The sequence below is a fragment of the Sphingobacterium puteale genome (assembly GCF_050986225.1).
Classification (GTDB): domain Bacteria; phylum Bacteroidota; class Bacteroidia; order Sphingobacteriales; family Sphingobacteriaceae; genus Sphingobacterium; species Sphingobacterium puteale.
This window is the reverse complement of the sequence record NZ_CP158959.1, coordinates 5516193-5536401: the sequence shown is the minus strand read 5'-3', so window position 1 is coordinate 5536401 and position 20209 is coordinate 5516193. Positions and strand designations below refer to the sequence as shown.

Annotated in this window: 13 protein-coding genes; 4 read left to right on the top strand and 9 right to left on the bottom strand. The window is 40.0% G+C overall.

The genetic code is table 11. The features are described from left to right. Positions 1-29: 29 nt before the first annotated feature. From ABTV71_RS23210 to ABTV71_RS23200, 3 genes are all read left to right on the top strand, one after another. Positions 30-3368, top strand: coding sequence for a SusC/RagA family TonB-linked outer membrane protein (locus ABTV71_RS23210; RefSeq protein WP_433901263.1), 3339 nt, complete (start codon positions 30-32; stop codon positions 3366-3368). Between the two features lie 20 nt (positions 3369-3388). Then, positions 3389-4708 carry a RagB/SusD family nutrient uptake outer membrane protein gene (locus ABTV71_RS23205; RefSeq protein ID WP_433901262.1) on the top strand — a complete coding sequence of 440 codons (1320 nt, stop codon included), beginning with the start codon at positions 3389-3391 and terminating at the stop codon, positions 4706-4708. Between the two features lie 76 nt (positions 4709-4784). Then, positions 4785-5510, top strand: a complete 726-nt coding sequence (locus tag ABTV71_RS23200) for a LytR/AlgR family response regulator transcription factor (RefSeq protein WP_433901261.1) — start codon at positions 4785-4787, stop codon at positions 5508-5510. Between the two features lie 355 nt (positions 5511-5865). On the opposite strand, the gene ABTV71_RS23195 is transcribed toward ABTV71_RS23200, so the two are convergent. From ABTV71_RS23195 to ABTV71_RS23165, 7 genes are all read right to left on the bottom strand, one after another. Continuing rightward, positions 5866-7029 (bottom strand): PepSY-associated TM helix domain-containing protein, encoded by a 1164-nt coding sequence (locus ABTV71_RS23195; RefSeq protein WP_433901260.1) that lies wholly within the window; start codon positions 7027-7029, stop codon positions 5866-5868. Next, positions 7030-9360: a TonB-dependent receptor gene (locus ABTV71_RS23190; protein ID WP_433901259.1), complete on the bottom strand. Its 2331-nt coding sequence runs from the start codon at positions 9358-9360 to the stop codon at positions 7030-7032. A 324-nt stretch (positions 9361-9684) separates the two neighbouring features. Beyond that, positions 9685-10110 carry a hypothetical protein gene (locus ABTV71_RS23185; RefSeq protein ID WP_433901258.1) on the bottom strand — a complete coding sequence of 142 codons (426 nt, stop codon included), beginning with the start codon at positions 10108-10110 and terminating at the stop codon, positions 9685-9687. Between the two features lie 102 nt (positions 10111-10212). Beyond that, positions 10213-11760, bottom strand: a complete 1548-nt coding sequence (locus ABTV71_RS23180; protein WP_433901257.1) for a SusD/RagB family nutrient-binding outer membrane lipoprotein — start codon at positions 11758-11760, stop codon at positions 10213-10215. Positions 11761-11764: 4 nt separating this feature from the next. Beyond that, positions 11765-14947: a SusC/RagA family TonB-linked outer membrane protein gene (locus ABTV71_RS23175; protein ID WP_433901256.1), complete on the bottom strand. Its 3183-nt coding sequence runs from the start codon at positions 14945-14947 to the stop codon at positions 11765-11767. Between the two features lie 609 nt (positions 14948-15556). Further along, a complete protein-coding gene (locus tag ABTV71_RS23170) occupies positions 15557-15709 on the bottom strand; it encodes a hypothetical protein (protein WP_433901255.1) in 153 nt (50 codons plus the stop codon). Between the two features lie 51 nt (positions 15710-15760). After that, complete coding sequence (locus ABTV71_RS23165; RefSeq protein WP_433901254.1) at positions 15761-17293, bottom strand: sulfatase family protein; 1533 nt, start codon at positions 17291-17293, stop codon at positions 15761-15763. Positions 17294-17384: 91 nt separating this feature from the next. On the opposite strand from ABTV71_RS23165, the gene ABTV71_RS23160 reads away from it, so the two are divergent. Next, positions 17385-18563 (top strand): sialidase family protein, encoded by a 1179-nt coding sequence (locus ABTV71_RS23160; RefSeq protein ID WP_433901253.1) that lies wholly within the window; start codon positions 17385-17387, stop codon positions 18561-18563. A 550-nt stretch (positions 18564-19113) separates the two neighbouring features. On the opposite strand, the gene ABTV71_RS23155 is transcribed toward ABTV71_RS23160, so the two are convergent. Together ABTV71_RS23155 and ABTV71_RS23150 are read right to left on the bottom strand one after the other, a co-directional pair. Then, positions 19114-19392: a hypothetical protein gene (locus tag ABTV71_RS23155; protein WP_121125859.1), complete on the bottom strand. Its 279-nt coding sequence runs from the start codon at positions 19390-19392 to the stop codon at positions 19114-19116. A gap of 4 nt (positions 19393-19396) precedes the next feature. Further along, positions 19397-20104 (bottom strand): hypothetical protein, encoded by a 708-nt coding sequence (locus ABTV71_RS23150; RefSeq protein ID WP_433901252.1) that lies wholly within the window; start codon positions 20102-20104, stop codon positions 19397-19399. Positions 20105-20209 lie beyond the last annotated feature (105 nt).

Below are 20209 nucleotides of genomic sequence, written 5' to 3'. Positions count from 1 at the left end.
TAACATCTATTATATCAACATCTACCAAAATGAATAAGTTTTTAATACCGCTGACCTTTATGTGTGTGCAAATGGCACAGGCACAGGAATCCAAGGAGCTGAAAGGAAAGGTACTGGATGCGGTCACATTAAAGCCCGTCGTGGGGGCGACGGTTGTTGTCGAAAGTTCGGCAGTAGCGGAGGACATTGGCGTACCCAATCAGGTACAGCAATCTGCATTGGGATCATTGACTGACGCTTCGGGCGAATTTCGCTTAAAAGTTCCGGGAAACTTAAAATACGTCACCATCAGTTATGTGGGATACCAACGTATTCAGGTTCCGGTATTTCAGGATCACAGAACGATTTTGCTACAACCGAGTGGTGAATCACTGGATGAAGTCATTGTAACAGGATATACCGATATCAAAAAACGTAAAAATACAACAGCATATAATAAAATCAATGTAGCTGATATCAAGCAGACAGGTGTTGCATCTATTGATGAAATGCTTGCTGGTCAGGTAGCAGGTTTACAATTGAGCAATTTTAATGGTGGTCCAAATAGTGCGCCACAGATCCGTATCCGCGGTACAGTATCACTCAATGGTACACAGGATCCGTTGTGGGTTATTGATGGATTACCTATAGAAGGGACAGAATTGCCGAATCGGATTGATAAGGATAACCTGAATAGTCTGAATAATCTTCCGATCGCAGGAATCAATCCCGATGATATTGCAGATATCACGGTATTAAAAGATGCGGCAGCAACTTCGATTTATGGTGCGCGTGCAGCTAACGGCGTTATTGTGATCACGACAAAAAGAGGTAAGTCAGGTCCGGCGAAATTACAGGTCTCAGCAAATACCTTTGTTACCGAACGTCCCGACTTTGGCAAACTCAACTTGATGAACGCCAACGAGAAGGTGGATTTTGAGTTATTAATGGCCAACCGCACCGACTTGAATTACCGTACAGGTAAGGGGGCGATTATGCGTATTCTGGATAACGCAGATGCACTGGATGCTTATCGTTCTGGCGGATTAGCCGCTTTGTCTCCGGATGTGCAGCAATCCATCAATCAATTGCGCCTTCAGCAAACAGACTGGGGAAAAGAGTTGTACCGTCAGGCCTTAAACCAGCAGTATTCAGCCTCGATCTCTGGGGGTAATGACGCGCATCGTTATTATCTGTCCAGCGGCTTTTATGATGAAAAAGGAGCAACTAAAGGAGCAGATCTACGCCGTTATTCATTGACATTAAACAATGATTTCAATATTAACGATCGGTTTAAAGCAGGAATTAATTTACTAGGGTCGGTTTCAAACAGACGAAACCCGATCCAGGATGACGATGCATTTACCAATCCGAGTAATTATATGCGTTTGGTTAACCCTTATTTGACTGTGCGCGATCAATCTGGGAAGTATAATTACGATCCGGATATCGAAGGCTATGAAAAAGATACCTACATTTCTTTTAATTCAATAGAAGAGCGGGAAAATACCAAATATGCATTGACAAATAAGGCGTTGAAAGCGATTGGTTACCTGGAGTATACCATTATACCGCAATTGTCTTTACGTACCGAATTTGGCTTGCAGTTTGATGAAAATAGTATGGAGCGATTTGCCGATCAGGAAAGTTACAACACCCGTAAATTGCGTGCTGCAACAAGGTATTACGATTCCGCAAGTAAAACGTTTAAATATTTTTTACCTACAGGCGGTAAAATTGAAAATAACCATAATAGCATTTTTCAATACAACTGGAAAACTTACTTAAAATACAACAAAACCTGGAATGAAAAACATGAGCTGGAACTCATGGGCGGAACAGAACTGAGACGAAGTAAGAATACAATGGTTTCATCCAAAGGTTTTGGGTATAATCCATCAACTTTGACCACACAGAATATTGTTTTTCCGAATAGCAACTATCAGGATGATAAACGATTTAATCCCTATAAAAAAGGGTTTATAGAGAATTCATATGCCTCTTTTTATGGAAATGCGACTTATACCTTTGACCGCAAATATAATGTCTATGGTAGCATTCGTTATGATGGTTCCAATATGTTTGGGGTAGATCCGCAATATCGTTTTCTGCCGATCTGGTCATTGTCTGGATCTTGGAATGTGCTGGAAGAAGAATTTATCAAGGGTAAAACAGCCTTATCTGATCTCCGTGTCCGTGCTTCGTATGGTATTCAGGGAAATGTGGATCGCAATACCTATCCGTTTATTGTTGGAAACTATGACAATTCAACGATACTACCTGGCTATCCAGAAGGAACAGTAGTGGTAGGTATGCCTGCCAATGACAAATTACGTTGGGAACGCACACAATCTTATAACGCTGGAATTGATTTGGGGCTTTGGAAAAATAGGCTGAATATTACAGTTGATTATTACAATAGAACAAGTAAAGACCTGATTGCAAATAGTGCCTTACCTATGGAAAATGGTTTCCAGGATGTCCAGGTAAACTGGGCTTCGGCAAGAAATCAGGGGGTGGAATTGACCATAACGAGCCGTCAGATTCAGACCGAAAAATTCTCCTGGTCAACGGATTTTAACATTGCCCACAATAATAATAAATTATTGAAGGTCATGAATAATCCCAAAGCTTATGCACCAGAGACACAAGAGGGGCGTCCGATCAATGGTATGTATGTACTGGAAACAGCTGGATTGGATAAAGACGGTGTGATGCAATTCAGAAATCAGGATGGCTCTGTTTCGAGTTTTGAAGAGTTTTACGGATTATACGATCCATGGGCGGAATTCTTACCGGGATATATGTCGCAGACGGATATGACCGCGGCAGTCTATCGCTCGAAATTTAAATATAAGGGCAGTAAAGACCCTAAGTTTACTGGTGGTATGACCAACCGTTTTCGCTATGCTAATTTTGATCTGGCGATTTCAGCTGTATTCAATTTAGAGCGTTGGGTAAACCGTGCGCCAACCTACAATCCGGCGCTCGTAGATCGTGGACAGAATTATACCAAAGATCTGTTGATGGCTTTGCAAGGAAATAAAGCGTTGCCGGCATTGGGAAGTATCAGTTCGGAACTAAATGACCGTTGGATGGCGTATGGCTGGATGGAAAGTAATGATCCGATCAATTCATTTAGTCAGTACGATATCTGGGCGAAGAAAATGAGTTATGTCCGTATCAATAGCATTCGTCTTGGATATACCTTGCCTGCAGGCTTAAGCAAAAAGATCGGAGCAAACAATTTGCGTGTGAATGTAGAGGGGCGTAATCTATTTGTTTTTGGGGCGAATTATGAGGGATATTTTGACCCAGAAACCTATGGTAATTATTATGCGCAACCGATCAGCAAATCTTTTGCTTTTGGTCTTTCGGCAAGTTTTTAATTCTTTTAATTGATTATAAAATGAAGAAGATAGTTTATTTTGGAATGATCATGACAGCGAGTGTATTGACTTCCTGCAATAAATACTTAGATATACAACCGGTGGGGACTGTCATTCCTACCTCAGAAAGTGATTTTAGAGGCTTGATGACAAGTGGCTACACGAGTTTTCCGGCACATAAATCGTATCTGTCGTTACGTACCGACGAACTGCTGTTGGATGAAAGCTCTACAGATGCTGCCCGGACCAAAGATATTTATCTCTGGAACGATCAAAATCCCGATCCGGCAACCACTGCTTATCCGTATCTGGCCTTCTATAAGAGTATTTTCTACAGTAACCAGATCATCAGTACGATTGACGAAAAATTGAAGGGTAACGCTAACGTCGATCAGATCAAAGGTGAGGCTTACCTGATGCGTGCCTATGCGCATTTTGAGTTATTGAATTGCTACAGCGAAGTCTATTCAACAAGCAATGCAGGTTTGCGTGGAGTTCCGTTATCGACCAAAATCGACCTGGAACAACGTTTTGTACCTGCAACCATTGGTGATTCCTATGCGCAGGTGTTATCAGATATGGAAAAGGGGACGGCATTGCTTACAGTAGATGATCAGGCGAAAGGTGTGAATTACCGCTTTAGTAAACGTGGAGCATATGCAATGGCATCACGTCTTCATTTATATCGCGGGGAATGGCAGGAAGCAATAGAAGCGGCAAAGCAAGCTTTGAAAATAAACGACAAGCTAGTAGATCTCAATGTTACGGGAAGTTTATTACCTAATGATTTTGAGTCTGCCGAAATCATTATGGCGCTGGAGAAAGTATCTATCTCGGAAGTACGTTCGAGTTCATTTATTTCGCCTTCTTTATTGTCGTCCTACTCAGATGGTGATTTGAGAAAGGGACGTTACTTCCAAAAAAGAGGGGGTGACTATGTTTCCCTTAAAGGAGGAGAAAACCGTTTTAATGTGAGCTTCAGAAATGCAGATCTTTATTTGACAATTGCCGAATGTGATGCGCGTTTAGGAAATACAGCAGAAGCCTTAAAATATCTGTCCGCGTTAAAGAAAAACAGATTTACGGCTGATGCTTATACACAGCAAGTCAAAGCTGACGCAAATTTGTCCAAAGAACAATTGCTGGATGCGGTATTACTTGAACGTAAACGTGAATTGGCTCTTGAAGGTCTGCGTTGGTATGATTTAAAACGCACAACAAGGCCTGCAATAACACATGCGAGTTTTGGTAGAACGGTGACCTTGCAGCAAAACGATCCGCGCTATGTGATCCGTTATCCACAGGAAGCGATCAATAATAATCCAGATCTATTAAAATAAGGTCAATTTTTTTTAATCCTTTATATATTAATCCATTTTCTTTCTTAGAAAATGGATTTTTTATTACATTCAACCCATGGGATGGAATATATTGATTGTCGAAGACGAAGACTGGGCTTTTGTAGGCTTAAAGGAGATGTTGACAGACCTTTATGGGGATGGCGCATTGACCTTTACCAATGCAAAGGAGATTCAGGAAGCGGTGAAGACTATCAATAAGCATCATTTTGACCTGATCTTTATGGATGTCCACCTGATGGATGGACTGAGTTTTGAAATATTTAAGCAGGTATCTATTGATGTGCCGCTTATTTTTACAACAGCCTATGAACAATATGCATTGGAGGCTTTTCAAAATCAAGGTTATGCCTATCTGTTAAAACCTTTCGATGCAGAAGAACTCACGCAGACCATGAAACGTATTGAGCCGCTGTTACCCAAAGCAGAGGTTCGTTTAAAACAACGCTTCCTTGTAAAGTACGGTAACTTCTTAAAGTCGTTGTCGATAGCCAATATTGCTTACTTTATGGCGGAAGATAAAGAATTGTATGCGGTGGAGAAGGAGTCGGGGGTGGCTTATATCATTGAAGATAGCCTTGTTCACTTGGTGACGCAGGTAGATCCATTCGTCTTTTTTCAGATTAATCGGAAATTTCTTATTCGTATTGATTCCATTCATTCTATGTTAAAAATAAGTCGGAATAGAATTAAATTGGAATTAATTCCCCCAACTCCAAAGGGGATTGAGGCTATTGTTAGTGAAGAACGATCGCCGAATTTTCAGCGCTGGCTGGATCAATAACAATTGTTATCTTGCTTATTATTAGTTTTTTTTACCGTGATTACTTGTGTTAACTATTTGATTTTTGAAATATTATTTTCCTGTTGTAGTGGTAGCACTTTCTAATCAGAATATCTATATTTTGTTTAAATAAAAGCCGATATGGGAGTGTACCGGCTTTTTGATATCTATACTTGGAATGTTTTATGAATAGTGTAGTTCCTGTGCTATCTTATTTCTGAGGATTTTGGACCAGGATAACTTATTTGCTCCTAAATGGCAACATTGTTAACGTACTTTTTCCACATTGTGTTGATAACTCTGTTAGTAACCTGTTTAAAACAAAATAGCTAGTTATTAACAGTGTTTATTAACATTATGTTGATAACCTTTTCTTCTTTTTTGTCTTCTTGCTTTTGTTCAGCCAGATAATATAACCAGTTATTGGCAAGGAAGCACAAAAAAGGCTTATAGTAAACGTAATGATCTTTGTCGTTAGGCCACCAATGCTACCGGTGTGAATATCATAATTGAGTGTTCCGAGCTTATCGCCCAGCCGTAAATTCTCACCGGATTTGATTTGTTTTAGAGCAGCTCGTTTTTTATCAAAATAAAGCCAGTCAAAGACGCCACTTCGTTTTTCGTACCGTCTGATCTGGATATCTATTTCTGGTTCGGTCTCTTTTTTCAGTCGGATGGAAAGCATTTCGGCCTGCGGATAATTTTTGAGGCTATAGTGCAGTGCATTGTCCTGAAATTTTTCGTAAGCCAAAGGAATCGGTGTCGGGACAGGTAGCTTCGTAGATGTCGCTTCCTTTTGAAAAAGATTGAATGTATCGATATAAGTCTTTTTGAATCCTGGAAATGCAAATGCCAATCCTGTAATAGCAAAAGCCAGCGCAATAAAGAGACTATAAAAACCAATCACATTGTGCAGATCGTGATTTAGGCGCTTCCATTTAACCTTTGTGTCAACCCAAAAGCTTCTGCGGAAATTTTTTCCTTTCCATTTTTTCGGCCACCACAATACGATCCCGCTTAATAGAATGATAATAAATAGTGCTGTAGACCAACTTACTAAGGCATGCCCATATTTTTTGCCCAATAACAAGTTGAGGTGAAGTTGCAAAATGAGCTGAAAGAACTCTGTTTTTGTGTTTTCAACCTGTTGAACCTCTCCGGTATAAGGATTGATAAATACCCGTTTATAATACCGAAAGTAATTCCAATGCCCAAAAGCTTCTTCGTCTGTTTTTATGGCACGGAATATCCAGGTCCGATCTTTGGCAGGATAGAGATCCACCCGTGTGATTTTCTGATTATTTTCAAGACTGCTTTGGGCATTGCTCAATAAGGTACTTAGCGGTAAGGGAGCGGTAGCATTATCTGCGTGTGCAATATAATACTTTTCAGGATAAACCCATAGTTTGATCTCATCCTGAAAGGTATATATACATCCCGTTAGGCTCAAAATACACACGACAATCCCTGTGATAATCCCGAGCCATTTATGCAGCCAAAGTATGCTCGACTTAATCATCTAAAATTTGTAATTGATGTTAAAGGAAGCCATCATTCCCTGACCTCTTACATATTCCTCATTTAGCGCACGGTATTGACTTACAACTGGGTAGTAGTTCTTATTGAAAAGATTTTCAACGCCTAGTCCCAATGACCATTGTTTATTGATCTGATAATTACCATTTAAGTTAAAAAGATCTACTGGTTTAACCGGCCCCTCGCTGTTTTTATATACACCTTTGTCGTTAGGCAGGAATCTGTCACGAGCCCCGGTATGCACCCAGAACATTTGGAAGGTTAATGGCTTGATCGGTGTATAATAGATATATCCAGTTGCCTTGATCGGAGAAATACGCGAACCATTGAGGTAGGATTTCGTACCGTCTTCTTTTTTCGATTTTCCCTCCACATAAGCATAAGTTCCACCCACAGTCAGTTGCGGGCTGATGGTTGCACTAAGGGCTACTTCATATCCATAGACATCCTCGGGAAGTCGTTGTGGCATCAGATAACCGCCAATGTCTACAAGTTCCACGCCCATTTTTGAAGTACTATAATAGTAGGAAGCAGATAATTGGAAAATACTGTAGTTGCTGGAAAACCCGATTTCATAGTTATTGGTAATGATGGGATCTGTTTTTAGACTATCTAGATCGTTGTCGGTTGCCCTGCGGACAATTCGGCCAAGTTCATTGATGGCAAAACCCTGTGAAAAGCTTATAAAGGGATTAAAGAATGCATATTTATTATAGCGAAGGCCGGCATTGAACGTGGCTCCTTTATACGGTATTTCACCACCTTTAACAGCAATACTGCCTTCATTATTCGGTCCGGTAGCAATGGTGTTAAAATCTTTGATCTTGACTGTTGCATTTTCATATCTAACCCCACCTTTGAAAATTAGATTTTCGAGGAAATCAATTTTTATCTGGGCATAGGGAGCAACATTGAGCATATTCATATAAGGAATATAAACCCTGCCATCGGTCAGATTTTGATCCGTAACATCATTCAGGAGATCAAGTCCGTAAGTGACATCTGCGTTAGAGCCAAATACTTGAAATGGGGTGTTAAGATTGATCCGTAGCCCTTTTTTCTCGGAGTTGATCTGTGTCTGGCCGGGACCATACCAGGCCGATGCTTTTTCGACATAACGATTCATGGACCGAAAGGTGTTGTAATAGGTCGATGCAACGAGAGAGGTGGAGGCAAAAAGATTATTTTTGGTATACGTCAGCATTGCATTGTGATTGTATGGCGTACCGGCAGGTTTGCCAGGGTCATCTCCTTTTACTCCGATGGTAGGGGACTGTCCATAGACACCTGTTTGGCTGATGTATCTGTTGTGCTGGTTGCTTCGATAAAAATTATATACTGCGGACAGATTGGAACTGCTATCGATGGTGTAGCCGAGTTTGAGGAATGCGTTGTATTGATAGGTATTGGAAAGACCGTCGGTTTGACCGAGCGCTGTTCCATCGCCATCGCGTTGAAGACCTACGTAATCCGCTGATCCGCTAACGGTGTAATCCCATCTGTTTTTTCGCCCATAGAATGTTTGAGCGACACGATAGCCCAACGTTCCAGCACTGTTTATGGGATTGAAGGTTGTCCTTAGAGTAGTAATTCCTTGGATAGGAGCTGAATCTTTTGCCGGATTGCGCGTGATATAATTGATGATCCCACCAGCTGAACCATTTCCATAGATGGAGGTTGCTCCTTTAATAACTTCCACACGCTCAATAACGCTAGGATCAATGGTGCGTAGATCACGTTGGCCGTTCATTAATGGTGTGGATTGGGGAATGCCGTCTATTAAAACCAGTACTGACCGTCCACGTAAGGTCTGACCCGAATTGGTTGCTTTATTGGTCGCTGTTCCTAGCCCTGGAATTGTATTGCCAAGTATTGTGGAAAGATTGGTGCTGATCTGGCTCTGTGCCTCGATCTCTTTTGTTGTTAAAATGGATACTGAGGAGGGAACTGTAGAGATACTTTCGGCTTTACGACCAGCGGTAACGATAATCTCGTCTAAAGTCTGTGTTGCATTTAACTGAAATAGGATAGGACCACTGACCGTATCTAAACGCACCATCTTTTCAAGGGGCGAGAAACCGGTATAGGAAACGCGAAATTTTAGCGGGGAATTTGTCGGTACTTTAGAAAGGTAAAATTGCCCCTGCTGATTTGAGTAACCAATGTTTTTTCCATTGAGTTTGATATTAGCTTGAGCCACTGGTTGATTTTCTGTATTTTTAACGAGGAGAGATAACTCTTGTGCATGTAACTGAGTCCCGAGAAGGACAAGGCTCCCTGCTGCGAACATCATATATCGTGTTCTATTCTTCATGGTAGTTTATTTAGATCAAATATAAATTGATGCAAATATAGAATATTTAATTTTTCTTCATCTAAAAAAACTGCTATTTTTTCGCTTATTATTCTATTTATACTGGTTATTTCATTCACACAATCTCCGACGATAAATCGGAATTCAATTTAGAGAGCCTTTCTTGGCCGCTGTGAATATGAAAGAGGGGATGATTTCGTCAGCTTCTATATTATGACAAGCTGACGAGAAAGGATGAACCACAGCAAAAATATTGGACCATATTTGTCGAGGGAGCACCTATTCTTGAATCTGATTTACTTATGAGATGGCAGATGCAATTGATTAATCTAACTCCACATTGTCAGCCAAAAAGTTAAAATAGTCCGGAGATTCTTCTTCAAAAATTTCCTTTCCTTCCATCATATATGCCCGGAGGAGGTATTCTTGTGCAGATTCGGTATTCGCTGTTTCGAAGTAACACTGTCCTAACCGTAGCATGATAAATGGATTTTCATAGGCATTTTCTATGATATTGCTCTTGGCGTTTTCAAAGTGGGTAAGTGCATTTTCGAAATCATCCTCCAAGAAATAAGCATCCCCAATGGAGGCTTCCAGCCAAAGACTTTCAGCGTGGACATTTTGTGGGCTAGGGATTAAATTGAGCGCTTCAGTCCATACCCTAATTGCTTCGCGAAAGTTCTCTTCATCACAATAGGCATTACCCTCTTCACTCAGTTGGTCGATTTTATCTAATGTTTGATCATCCATGGCATTCTTTCTTAATGGTCTTTACGAAGTTATGAAATAATTGGAAAAAAAAACACCTGAAATCTTAAACTTCAGGTGTTCAAATGGGTAGAAATTACTTTTTTATTTATTCCACCATACTTTGGTGTTGATCACATCATCTCCTTGTTGCGCCAGGGCTGCTTGATAATTTGATCTATTTGTACTTTGTTCCTTCAATGGATACACCAAACGGCTCGGTATGGCATCACCAACTTCGGGATTAAAGGTATAGGTAACCGGTTTGCCATCGATAGTTCCGCTCCAGGTAACATCTCCTTTTTTGATGAGAAATAATGGGTAGCCTGTTCTTCTGATTTCTGACCAAGCTTCTATGCTCTGATTGAAAAGTGCTAAGTATTTTTGGGAAAGCACATGCTCTTTATTAGCAGCTGGCAGTTTGCTGATATAGCTATTAATATCTTCTTGCGATACCCCCCACTTTTCTAGCGAAGCGCGAGTTCCTTTCTCGTAATTAGTTTGATCCCAATTGTTATTTTCTGCCAAGAGGAATGCTACTTCAGCGTATTCCAGAAGAACTTCGCCATAATCTGCAGCATTAATAATATCGCTCGGGAGTGAGATTTTAGCTAGAGGAAAGAGATTGCCGGCGGCTAAGGGAAGCCCATACGGCTGGCCGAAATAGGCATTTCCTGAGGATGTTGGTTTTGCGAATTTAGACAAGCGAGGGTCTACAGTTTTAAAGGGACCACGTGTGCCTTGTAGAGTTTCGATAAGCACATTTGAAATGGCGAAATCTTGCCGTTTGGCTGTCACAGTGGCTCGGAATAGTGGAGCCTCATTGGGTGGAGTTTTAGAATATTTAAATACGGCATTGTCGCTGTTGGTGGTAAATATGCCTTTCTTTATCGCATCGGCAATATGGGTCGCTGCCAATGCGGCATCTTTGGCTTTCATGCGATTGGCCACACGCAAACGTAGTGAATTGGCGAATTTTGCCCAGCTGGTATTAGATCCCTTGTAGATAATGTCGGCATTACCAAATGTGGTTGCTGTTGCATATTTCGTTAAGGTATCGGCCGCTTGTTGCAGTTCGTTTAGAATATCTTTATAGATTTTTTCCTGACTTGCATATTTAGGCGTTAAGTTGTCTGGGTCCTGTTGCAGGGCTTCAAAATCAGCATCTTTATTTCCGTAAGACTCATAGGGAATATTACCAAAAACATCGGTTAATGATTGAAAAGCATAAGATTTAAGAATTCTTGCAATCGCAATCTGGTTCGCATTGGAACCTGCTGTTCCTGCTGCGGCGATGGCCTTAGTCTTTTCATTTGAATTGAGTTTTATAATTTCATTCAGATTATTGAGCGATTTGTAAGTTGCCGTCCAGTAATTATCGGAATAACTCGTTGGTATTTGATAACGCGATTGATCGGTGTATATATTTTGGGCAAAATATTGTGAAAATAATTGTGCTCCACGTAAACTGACCTCCTCGCTTCGTAAGGCATTAATCAATTGCTTTTCGGCAGTTACCAAAATTGTCGGTGTTGTAACGGTGGCGGGACGGTTAGGATCTGTATTTATATCGTTAAACGTAGACTTAGAGCATGATGTAACAATAAGTGAAGTACCGATTACTGAAGTATATAATATAGTTGATATTTTCATTTTTTTAGAATTTAAGGTTTACATTAAAACCGTAAGTAACTGGAACGGGGATATTACCACCTTCAATACCCTGTACATTACCGCCACTGGAGGTGAATTCAGGATCAATGTATTTACTCTTGGTGTAGATATTCCAAAGATTACGGCCATAGACATTGACCCCAATATTTTTAATGACTTTGGCATTGGCTAATTTGAAATTATAACCTAGCGTCACTTCTCTCAGTTTAACATAAGTGGCATCAAAAATGGAAAAAGTGGTAGGGCCATTGTACTCATTGCGCGCCCATTGCTGCGCTGTAATATTGGTGGTATTTTGTTGAACGTTCTCAACGGCATATGTACCGTCGCTGTGGAATGTGACATCGCCTTTGACACCATCCAAAACAACACCCGTTTCACGGATATTATTAGCCGCTGTTTTGTCCAGGATGCCTGAATACATACCAACTTTATACGTTTGGGAGAAAAATTTTCCGCCAACACGACCTGAGACCAAAAATCCTAAGCTAAAGTTTTTGTAGCGGAAGCTATTTTGAAAACCAAAGGTGAAATCAGGAAGAATAGATCCCAGGGGTACCAATTGGGAGGTTTTCATGTAAGTTCCATCTGCCTGAACAACGCGTTGTCCATCTGCTGCATATACAAAGTCATAGCCTAAAAATTGTCCATAGGACTCGCCTTCACGTGCTACTAATTCAACTAACGAATTGCTTAAACTCAATGTATTTACCTGATCGTCTAATTTGATCACTTTGTTTTTGTTTTTGGCCCAGTTAATTGTAGCGTCCCAAGTAAAGTTTTCATTTTTGATTGGCGTGCCATTAAGAACAATTTCGAGACCTTTGTTATTAATTTTTCCTGCATTAAATACTTTGCTTGCGTATCCAAAAGACGAAGAAACAGGGACAGGAAGGATTTGATTTCTGGAATTATTGTTGTAGTAGGTTATATCAAATCCTAAGCGATTTTTGAACAATTGCACGTTCAGACCTGTTTCCCAAGAACTGGTAATTTCAGGTTTTAAATTAGCATTTGGTTTAATACTCGGGAGGCCATAGGAAGCTTGCCCTTCATATGATTGCTCGGGTTCATAGACCTTATACAGTTGATAAGGATCTGTGTCATTCCCGACCTGCGCCCATCCTAAACGTATTTTTCCGAAACTTAACCAATTCAATTGTTTGAATGCTTCTAATTGACTAAAGACAAAACTACCTGTTAGGGAAGGATATATAAAAGAGTTGTTATCTGTTGGTAATGTTGAAGACCAGTCATTACGCACTGTTCCATCTAAGTAAAGAAAATCATTATATCCTAAAGAAAAGCTTCCATAAACAGATGCGATCCGTCTGTGATATTTATAGTTTTTAATTTCGACTGCATTGGCATTTCTTAAATTATAATAATTTGGAATAATTAGACCGCCCTGCGTAATGGCATAATCTTGCTTGCGCTGCTGGTCACGAAGATTGGCTCCGATATTTCCAATAAGTGAGAATTTATCCCAGTTTTTTTTGGCTGTAGCTAAAAATTCATAATTGTATTCGTTCAGTTTATTACTTGTCTCTTCATATTGTGAAGTGCTGCGAGAGTATACAGCGATACGGTCCTGAGATTGGAACGAGTAAATATCTCCATGTACTTTAGCTCCTAAGGAAAGCCAGCTATTTAAGTCATATTGTAATCCAATATTTCCATAAAAGCGGTCTCTATTATCTTCCATATAAGACTCGTAAGCTGACCAATAAGGATTGTCTATGAATTTTGTTGCTTCGTCCGTGGGTGTATTTTGCCAACCGCTACGGTTCCATGCTAATGGAGTTCCATCCTCACGTTTATAATTTTCTAATAACTTGTAATCCACTTGTACTGCTCCCCATTGGAATGCCTCGAGGATAATATTTCTGTTGGATGCACCTGTCCATGGGCGGCCTATGGATGCGTTACGGATGTAGTTGAAATTAGAATTTATTTTCAATTTGCCCAGCTGTGTTCCTCCGGAAAAGTTAAACGTATTACGACCTAAACTAGAATTTGGAGTTGTTCCTTTTACATTTTTGTTCGTGTAGGAAAATCTGTAATTTGTATTTCCACTATTGCCGGCGATAGCAAAATTATTGGTATTGGCTACACCAGTCCGAAAGAAATAACTGACATCATTTTTTGGATAAAGCCATGGCGACGGATTCAGGTAATTGGATTCGTCTTCAGGGTTTAAATTATACCACTGTAAGACAGGTGTACCATCGAGTTTAGGACCCCAGCTTTCATCTGCAGCATAATCTACGATTTTGTAGTCTGTACCATTGATATTTTGAGTTTGAAAAGCAGTAGAGTAACCCTGACCGTATAAATGTTGTCTTTTTGGAAGTCGGACAATATTCTCAAAATCAACACCCGTGTTTAACGAAATATCTATTTTTTCACCCTTTGAAGCACGCTTGGTCGTGATCAGTATAACACCGTTAGCGGCTCTAGAACCATATAATGCAGCAGCCGAGGGACCTTTTAACACCGAGATGTTATCGATATCGTCAGGATTGATGTCTTGTATCATATTTCCAACGTCTTTGCCTGCGCTTCCGTTAATGGTCGATGAGGAGTTTAAATCCGTGTTATCGATAGGCGTGCCATCAACCACATAAAGTGGTTGGTTATTTCCCGCAATTGAATTGATACCCCGAAGCAAAACATGGTTGGATCCACCCATATTGCCTCCTGAAGTAGTTACTTGAAGACCTGCTACTTTTCCGGAAAGTGCACTGAGTGCATTCGTAGGACGTGTTTGAAGTTCAACAGATTTGACTTCTTGGACTGCATATCCTAATGATTTCTTTTCGCGAGAAATACCCAGGGCGGTTACAACGACTTCATCCAGTTGGGAACTCGTCGGTAACAGTTGAATAGTGGTAAGCCCATTTGGATTGGTTTGGACAGTTTTGGAATCAAAACCAATATATTGAACCTGGATGCTGATGGAATTACTATTTGACGGTAATTCGAATAGGCCATTTGCATCCGTTTGCACCTGTTTTTTACTTATTATTTCTGTAATCGTTGCACCTTGAATAGGGCTGCTGTTGTTATCGACTACTTTACCTTTTATGGTAGATTGAGCGTATAGCGTGCCCGTGCTTAAGCAAAGCGCTGCCAGTACGACAAAATCTATGTTGTTTTTTGCCATATTAAAATATTAATAATGAGTTATTATTTTCTGTTTGAAAGGGTTATCGGAGACATTTAATAATTACCTGGAAAAATATCTCCTTGTGGCATTCGTTTTTCAGGCATTAGTAGATAGTTTAGTTTCATGTGTTAAAAAATGTTAATGCAAATATATAAAATCCACCTGATAACTATACTTTATTTTTGTGTTTTTTGTAATAAAAAGGTCAGAATGCTTGAATAGAACTCTCAGTAAGATGAAAGCCCGTTGCGCCCAATGTATACTGATGCGTTGATCGGTAAAAGCCCGATGCTTAAGATTTGGAAAAAGTGGCTGAATTAATAAAAAAGCTAATGTCAACAGCATTTTTGGAACAGAAATCCGAAATTTGAGTTTTTCTTTTTATTCTGCATTTCGCCGAACCGATGTTAGGTGCAGCTTTATTGTTCTCCGAAATTGATTTTTCTTTCTAGCTCAGACTCTTCGTCGACGGCGGATAATGCAGGCGCAGTGAAGTGTTTGGTTGTAAGCCTTCGCTTCGCAGCAATCATTGCCTTTGTTCGCCCCGACTATGGGTTGTGGTCGCCAGTATCTCAGACTGGCACCTACCGCTAACCTACTGTTAACCTATCTGGGTAGGTCATCGATAGGTGATTTCTCGGTCATAGCCGGAATGAATGGTGGAATTTGCTCATAAGCAGTCTGGACAAAAGCCGGTATAAGGTTAGGGCAACCGGCGGCCAAGATTTCCGGTGTAGGCGTTGTTATTCCTAATTTCATTTATCGCTCTGTTCATTCATAAATTTCCAGCGGAGGATTCTCTCTTTTTACTTACCGATCGATATTTACCTTATAAATCGCTTCGGCTTCTTTGTCATCAAATTCGCGCATTTGGCTGGCAAGTTTCTTTTTCATCCTGCTGACAACACTTTTATACACCGGATCTTTATATACATTATGTCGTTCATTGGGATCTTTTTCAAGATCGAAGAGCTCCCAATTTTCGACACGTTTATAATAACGGATCAATTTATAACGATCATCCCGGACACCAAAATGAGGACTCACAGCATGTTCTCCATTTTCAAAATAATGATAGAAAAGATCCTTGCGATGTTCTTCTTTGTTATTTTTTAGCACGTGAACAAAAGATTTTCCTTGCATATCTTTTGGCTGTTTGACTGAAGCGAGCTCCAACAAAGTAGGAGCAATATCTGCATTGACAACTTTCGCTTCGATAGTTGATTGCGGATGCAATAAGGCTGGATAACGCATGACCATTGGTGTACGGAAAGATTCCTCGTACATCCAGCATTTGTCAAACCAGCCGTGTTCGCCCATATAGAAACCTTGGTCTGAAAGATAAATAACGATTGTATTTTCACTGAGCGATTTTTGGTCCAGATAATCCAATACCCTGCCAATATTCCGGTCCATAGACTGAGCGGTGTTGAGATAGTCAATCATGTAGCGCTTGAACTTCCATTCAGCAAGCCGTTTGCCCGTCAGATTATCTTGCTTTAACTTTTCGTAAATAGGACGGTAGTAGGCGACGTAGCGGTCTTTTTGTGCTTGGTTCATTCGTTTAAAATTTCCATCTTCCATCATATCCTCCAATGATTTGAACATCTTTAGATCGTAGCCCATCTTCATATTCTTATCAATGGACATTTCTTGTAACGAAGCGGCCTGTCTGCTTTGATAGTCATCGTAAAATGTTGGTGGTAAGGTAAAGTTCACAGAGTCATAAGTCCCAAAGTCTTTTGGGTCCGGCATCCAGGTACGGTGTGTTGCTTTATGGCCGATGACTAAGCAAAAAGGTCGGTCGGAATCTATGGTATCTAACCAATTAATTGCTTTTTCCGTTACAATATCAGAAACATAGCCTTCGGTATGTTTGCGACCCTGTTTACTAATAAATTCGGGGTTGAAATAAGTGCCCTGACCTACTAGGATATCATAATAATTGAATCCCTGGAGCTTTTCTCCCAAATGAATTTTGCCAACCCATGCCGTATTATAACCTACCTTTTGCAATTGCTTTACAAAAAGATCCTGACTAAAATCGAATTGGGAAGTTTCATTGTCCTTAAATCCATTTTTATGGCTGTATTTACCAGTTAACAACGTTGCGCGAGATGGACCACAGATAGAATTGTTGACAAATGCATTTTTAAAAATAGCACCCTGATTTGCTATGCGATCTATCTGTGGTGTTTTTCCATATACGGAACCATAAGCGCCAATCGCTTGATAGGCGTGGTCGTCCGATATGATAATAACGATATTGGGCTTGTTTTGCCCCGATACCCAGTTGAATATGCCAAGAAGCACTACCCCAAGGAAGATCGCTTTAATTTTCATAATTATAATAGATTTTTTGTTGATTTCTTTGTTGTTTCGTTAAAGATAGAAGATTATTCTATTTTTATAGTAAAAAATTAAGGTGACTGCGATGAATATTATTTGGGATGAAATGAAGAAAGGTTTTGTGATTACATTATGTTTGGGATTGTTTACTTCAGTGGGCGCGCAGGAAGTGAATGTATTCGTTTCTGGCGAAGATGGTTATAAAAGCTATCGTATACCCGCTATTGTAAAGGATAAAACCGGACAGCTGATTGCTTTTGCCGAGGGCAGGGTCGACCATGCGGGCGATTTTGGTAACGTAGATATCGTTTATAAAGTCAGTCCGGATCAGGGTAAAACATGGGGGCCATTGCATGTAGCTGTTGATAATGATAATTTGCAGGTTGGAAATCCTGCGCCCGTGGTAGATTTATTGGATCCTATGTTTCCTAAAGGACGTCTATTACTTTTTTATAATACTGGTAATAATCATGAAAGCGAGGTACGAAAAGGCAATGGCTTACGCGAGTGCTGGTTGATCAGTTCGACCGACGGTGGCAAGACTTGGTCTGGTCCAGAAAATATTACCCTTGGGACACATCGTCCCAATCAGCCTTCTGTAAATACACAATATAACTTTCAGGAGGACTGGCGAACTTACGCTAATACACCGGGGCATGCGCTGCAATTTGACTCGGGTAAATATAAAGGACGTATTTATATTCCTGCGAATCATTCCGAAGGAAATCCAAAAGCAGATGGCAAAGACTATTTTGCCCATTCGTATTACTCGGATGATCACGGAAAGACATTCAAGATAGGAGCGAGCGTCAAATTTGAGGGATCAAACGAGACAATGGCTGCACAAATATCGAATATAGGACTGTATATGAATTCCCGTAACCAGCAAGGTAATGTGAAAGAGCGAATCGTATCGTATTCAAGTGATGGTGGTGTTACTTGGGATACAACATATTATGATAAAAATCTGCCGGATCCGGTTAATCAAGGTTCCGCGCTTTCCTGGAGAAGAAAAGGAAGGTATATGCTAGCCGTTTGCAATTCTGCAACAGCTAACAGAAGAGATAATTTGACGCTCCGATTAAGTAAGGATAAGGGAAAAACTTGGTTCTTCAATCAGGTCGTTTCAAAAGCGCCTGAGGGTGTAAAAGGTGATTATGCTGCCTACTCAGATCTGGTGCTTTTGGATAAAAATAGAATAGGTGTTTTATTCGAGAAGGAGAATTATCAGAGAATTGTGTTTGTGCCGGTAAAATTGATGTAGTTTTCGTTATTCTGGAAAAACTCCTGTCTTTTTTCAGTTGAAATGGGAAGGGATCTTAGGGTAGGTGACCAAAAAGAAAGCAGTTTTTTATTTGATAGGATCGAATGAAAAATCAGAAAAGGAATAAATTATTGATTTTAAAATAAGACAGATAAGGAGTACTTGGATTTAATTATCGATATTGGTTGTTGTAGAAAAAAAACACCTGAAGCGGGGAGCTTCAGGTGTTTAACCTAACCAATTATTAACCTAAATTTATGAAAAGTATACTTTTTAAAGTATAGAAAATTATGGTCAATATTCATGCCATTTCGCTATTGGTCTTTTATTATTTTTCCTTTGTGTTATTTTTGTTACTCAAATACATTGTGGATTTGTGTTGTTGTATTTATGGGCTATATTTATTGTTTTTTACAATTACTAAATATATTGTTTTGCTTGTGAACAGCTTGTAAATAAAATTTAGGAGAAATAAACTAGAGGAGCTGAGGATACCCGCACAGGCCGACTAAGGGGCATCTTTTTGGGGTTAGAATAATGATGATTCGCGCTATTGGAAATATAGTTTGAATAATTCAGCCCATTCAGCCTCTAAACTACCTGTATAGACCGTTTGTTTGGCTCGGTTGTACCAATAACGGGCATTCCAAGGGTCTCCTTCTTTGCGGTGTAGATAGGCATGTACATGGGCGGCATCTAATCCATCCAGCTGATCAATGAGATCATGTGCTGTTTTCCAATCCCCTTTTTTGTCATACCACAACGATTTTTGTACCGCAGACCAATGATGAATAGGACTGTCTAATGATTGAAATTCTTCTATTGTCATCTTGTTAATTTGCTAATTCTTTGCTCCAGATTTCATAAATATCATCTCCCTTGGAACTTTTTCCACTGTGGTGCCATTCGTTATTTTCCAGTTTTCCGTTAAAGTGGAGCTCTTGTCCTACTCTTGTATTATCCCTTGAAAAGAAAAGTATTTTTTCTGTGTAAAGATTGTTTTTGAAACTATAGTATCCACCCCCTGTTCCATAAAATCCTTTTTGGCCTGGGTTAATGGCAATCCATTGGAAATAACCGTCTACCAATATCTTTATTGTCTTGCGGTCCGCTTTTGGAATCTCATGCATCTTGGCTTCTTGCTGCCTGCCCGTAATTCTCCATAAAGCATCTAAATCTTGTGCGATGGCTTTCTGCCTTTTGAAAATTCGCTCGGAGTCCGGTGTTTTTATTTGGATAGCATCATTTTGTATTTTAAAGTAAAGATTGGCTGTCTTCCCAATATGGGTCGAATCTTTTGTGTCATATTCGATCGTAATGCTGGTATTATTGCCTTGTTGTTGTATGGGGCCACCCCAGGTATAACCAAATTGCTTTTTGCTGTCATCATAGTCGATGAAGGAGAGATAATGATCTTTGATCAAAATTAAGTTTTTGCTTGTGCCGGTTTGGGAAATATACGCTCCCTCTGCCAATTGGGCTCTCGCTTGAAAATGCAGCATTACCAGTGAAAGGCACAGGAGTATAATACAGTGTCTCATATCATATTAAGGCTTGTTGTCTTCTAAAGATACAAAATAAAAGTATTGAACTGTCTATTGAAGATTGCGAAGCAATAATAAAGGCTGATTCTTTAGCAAAGAATC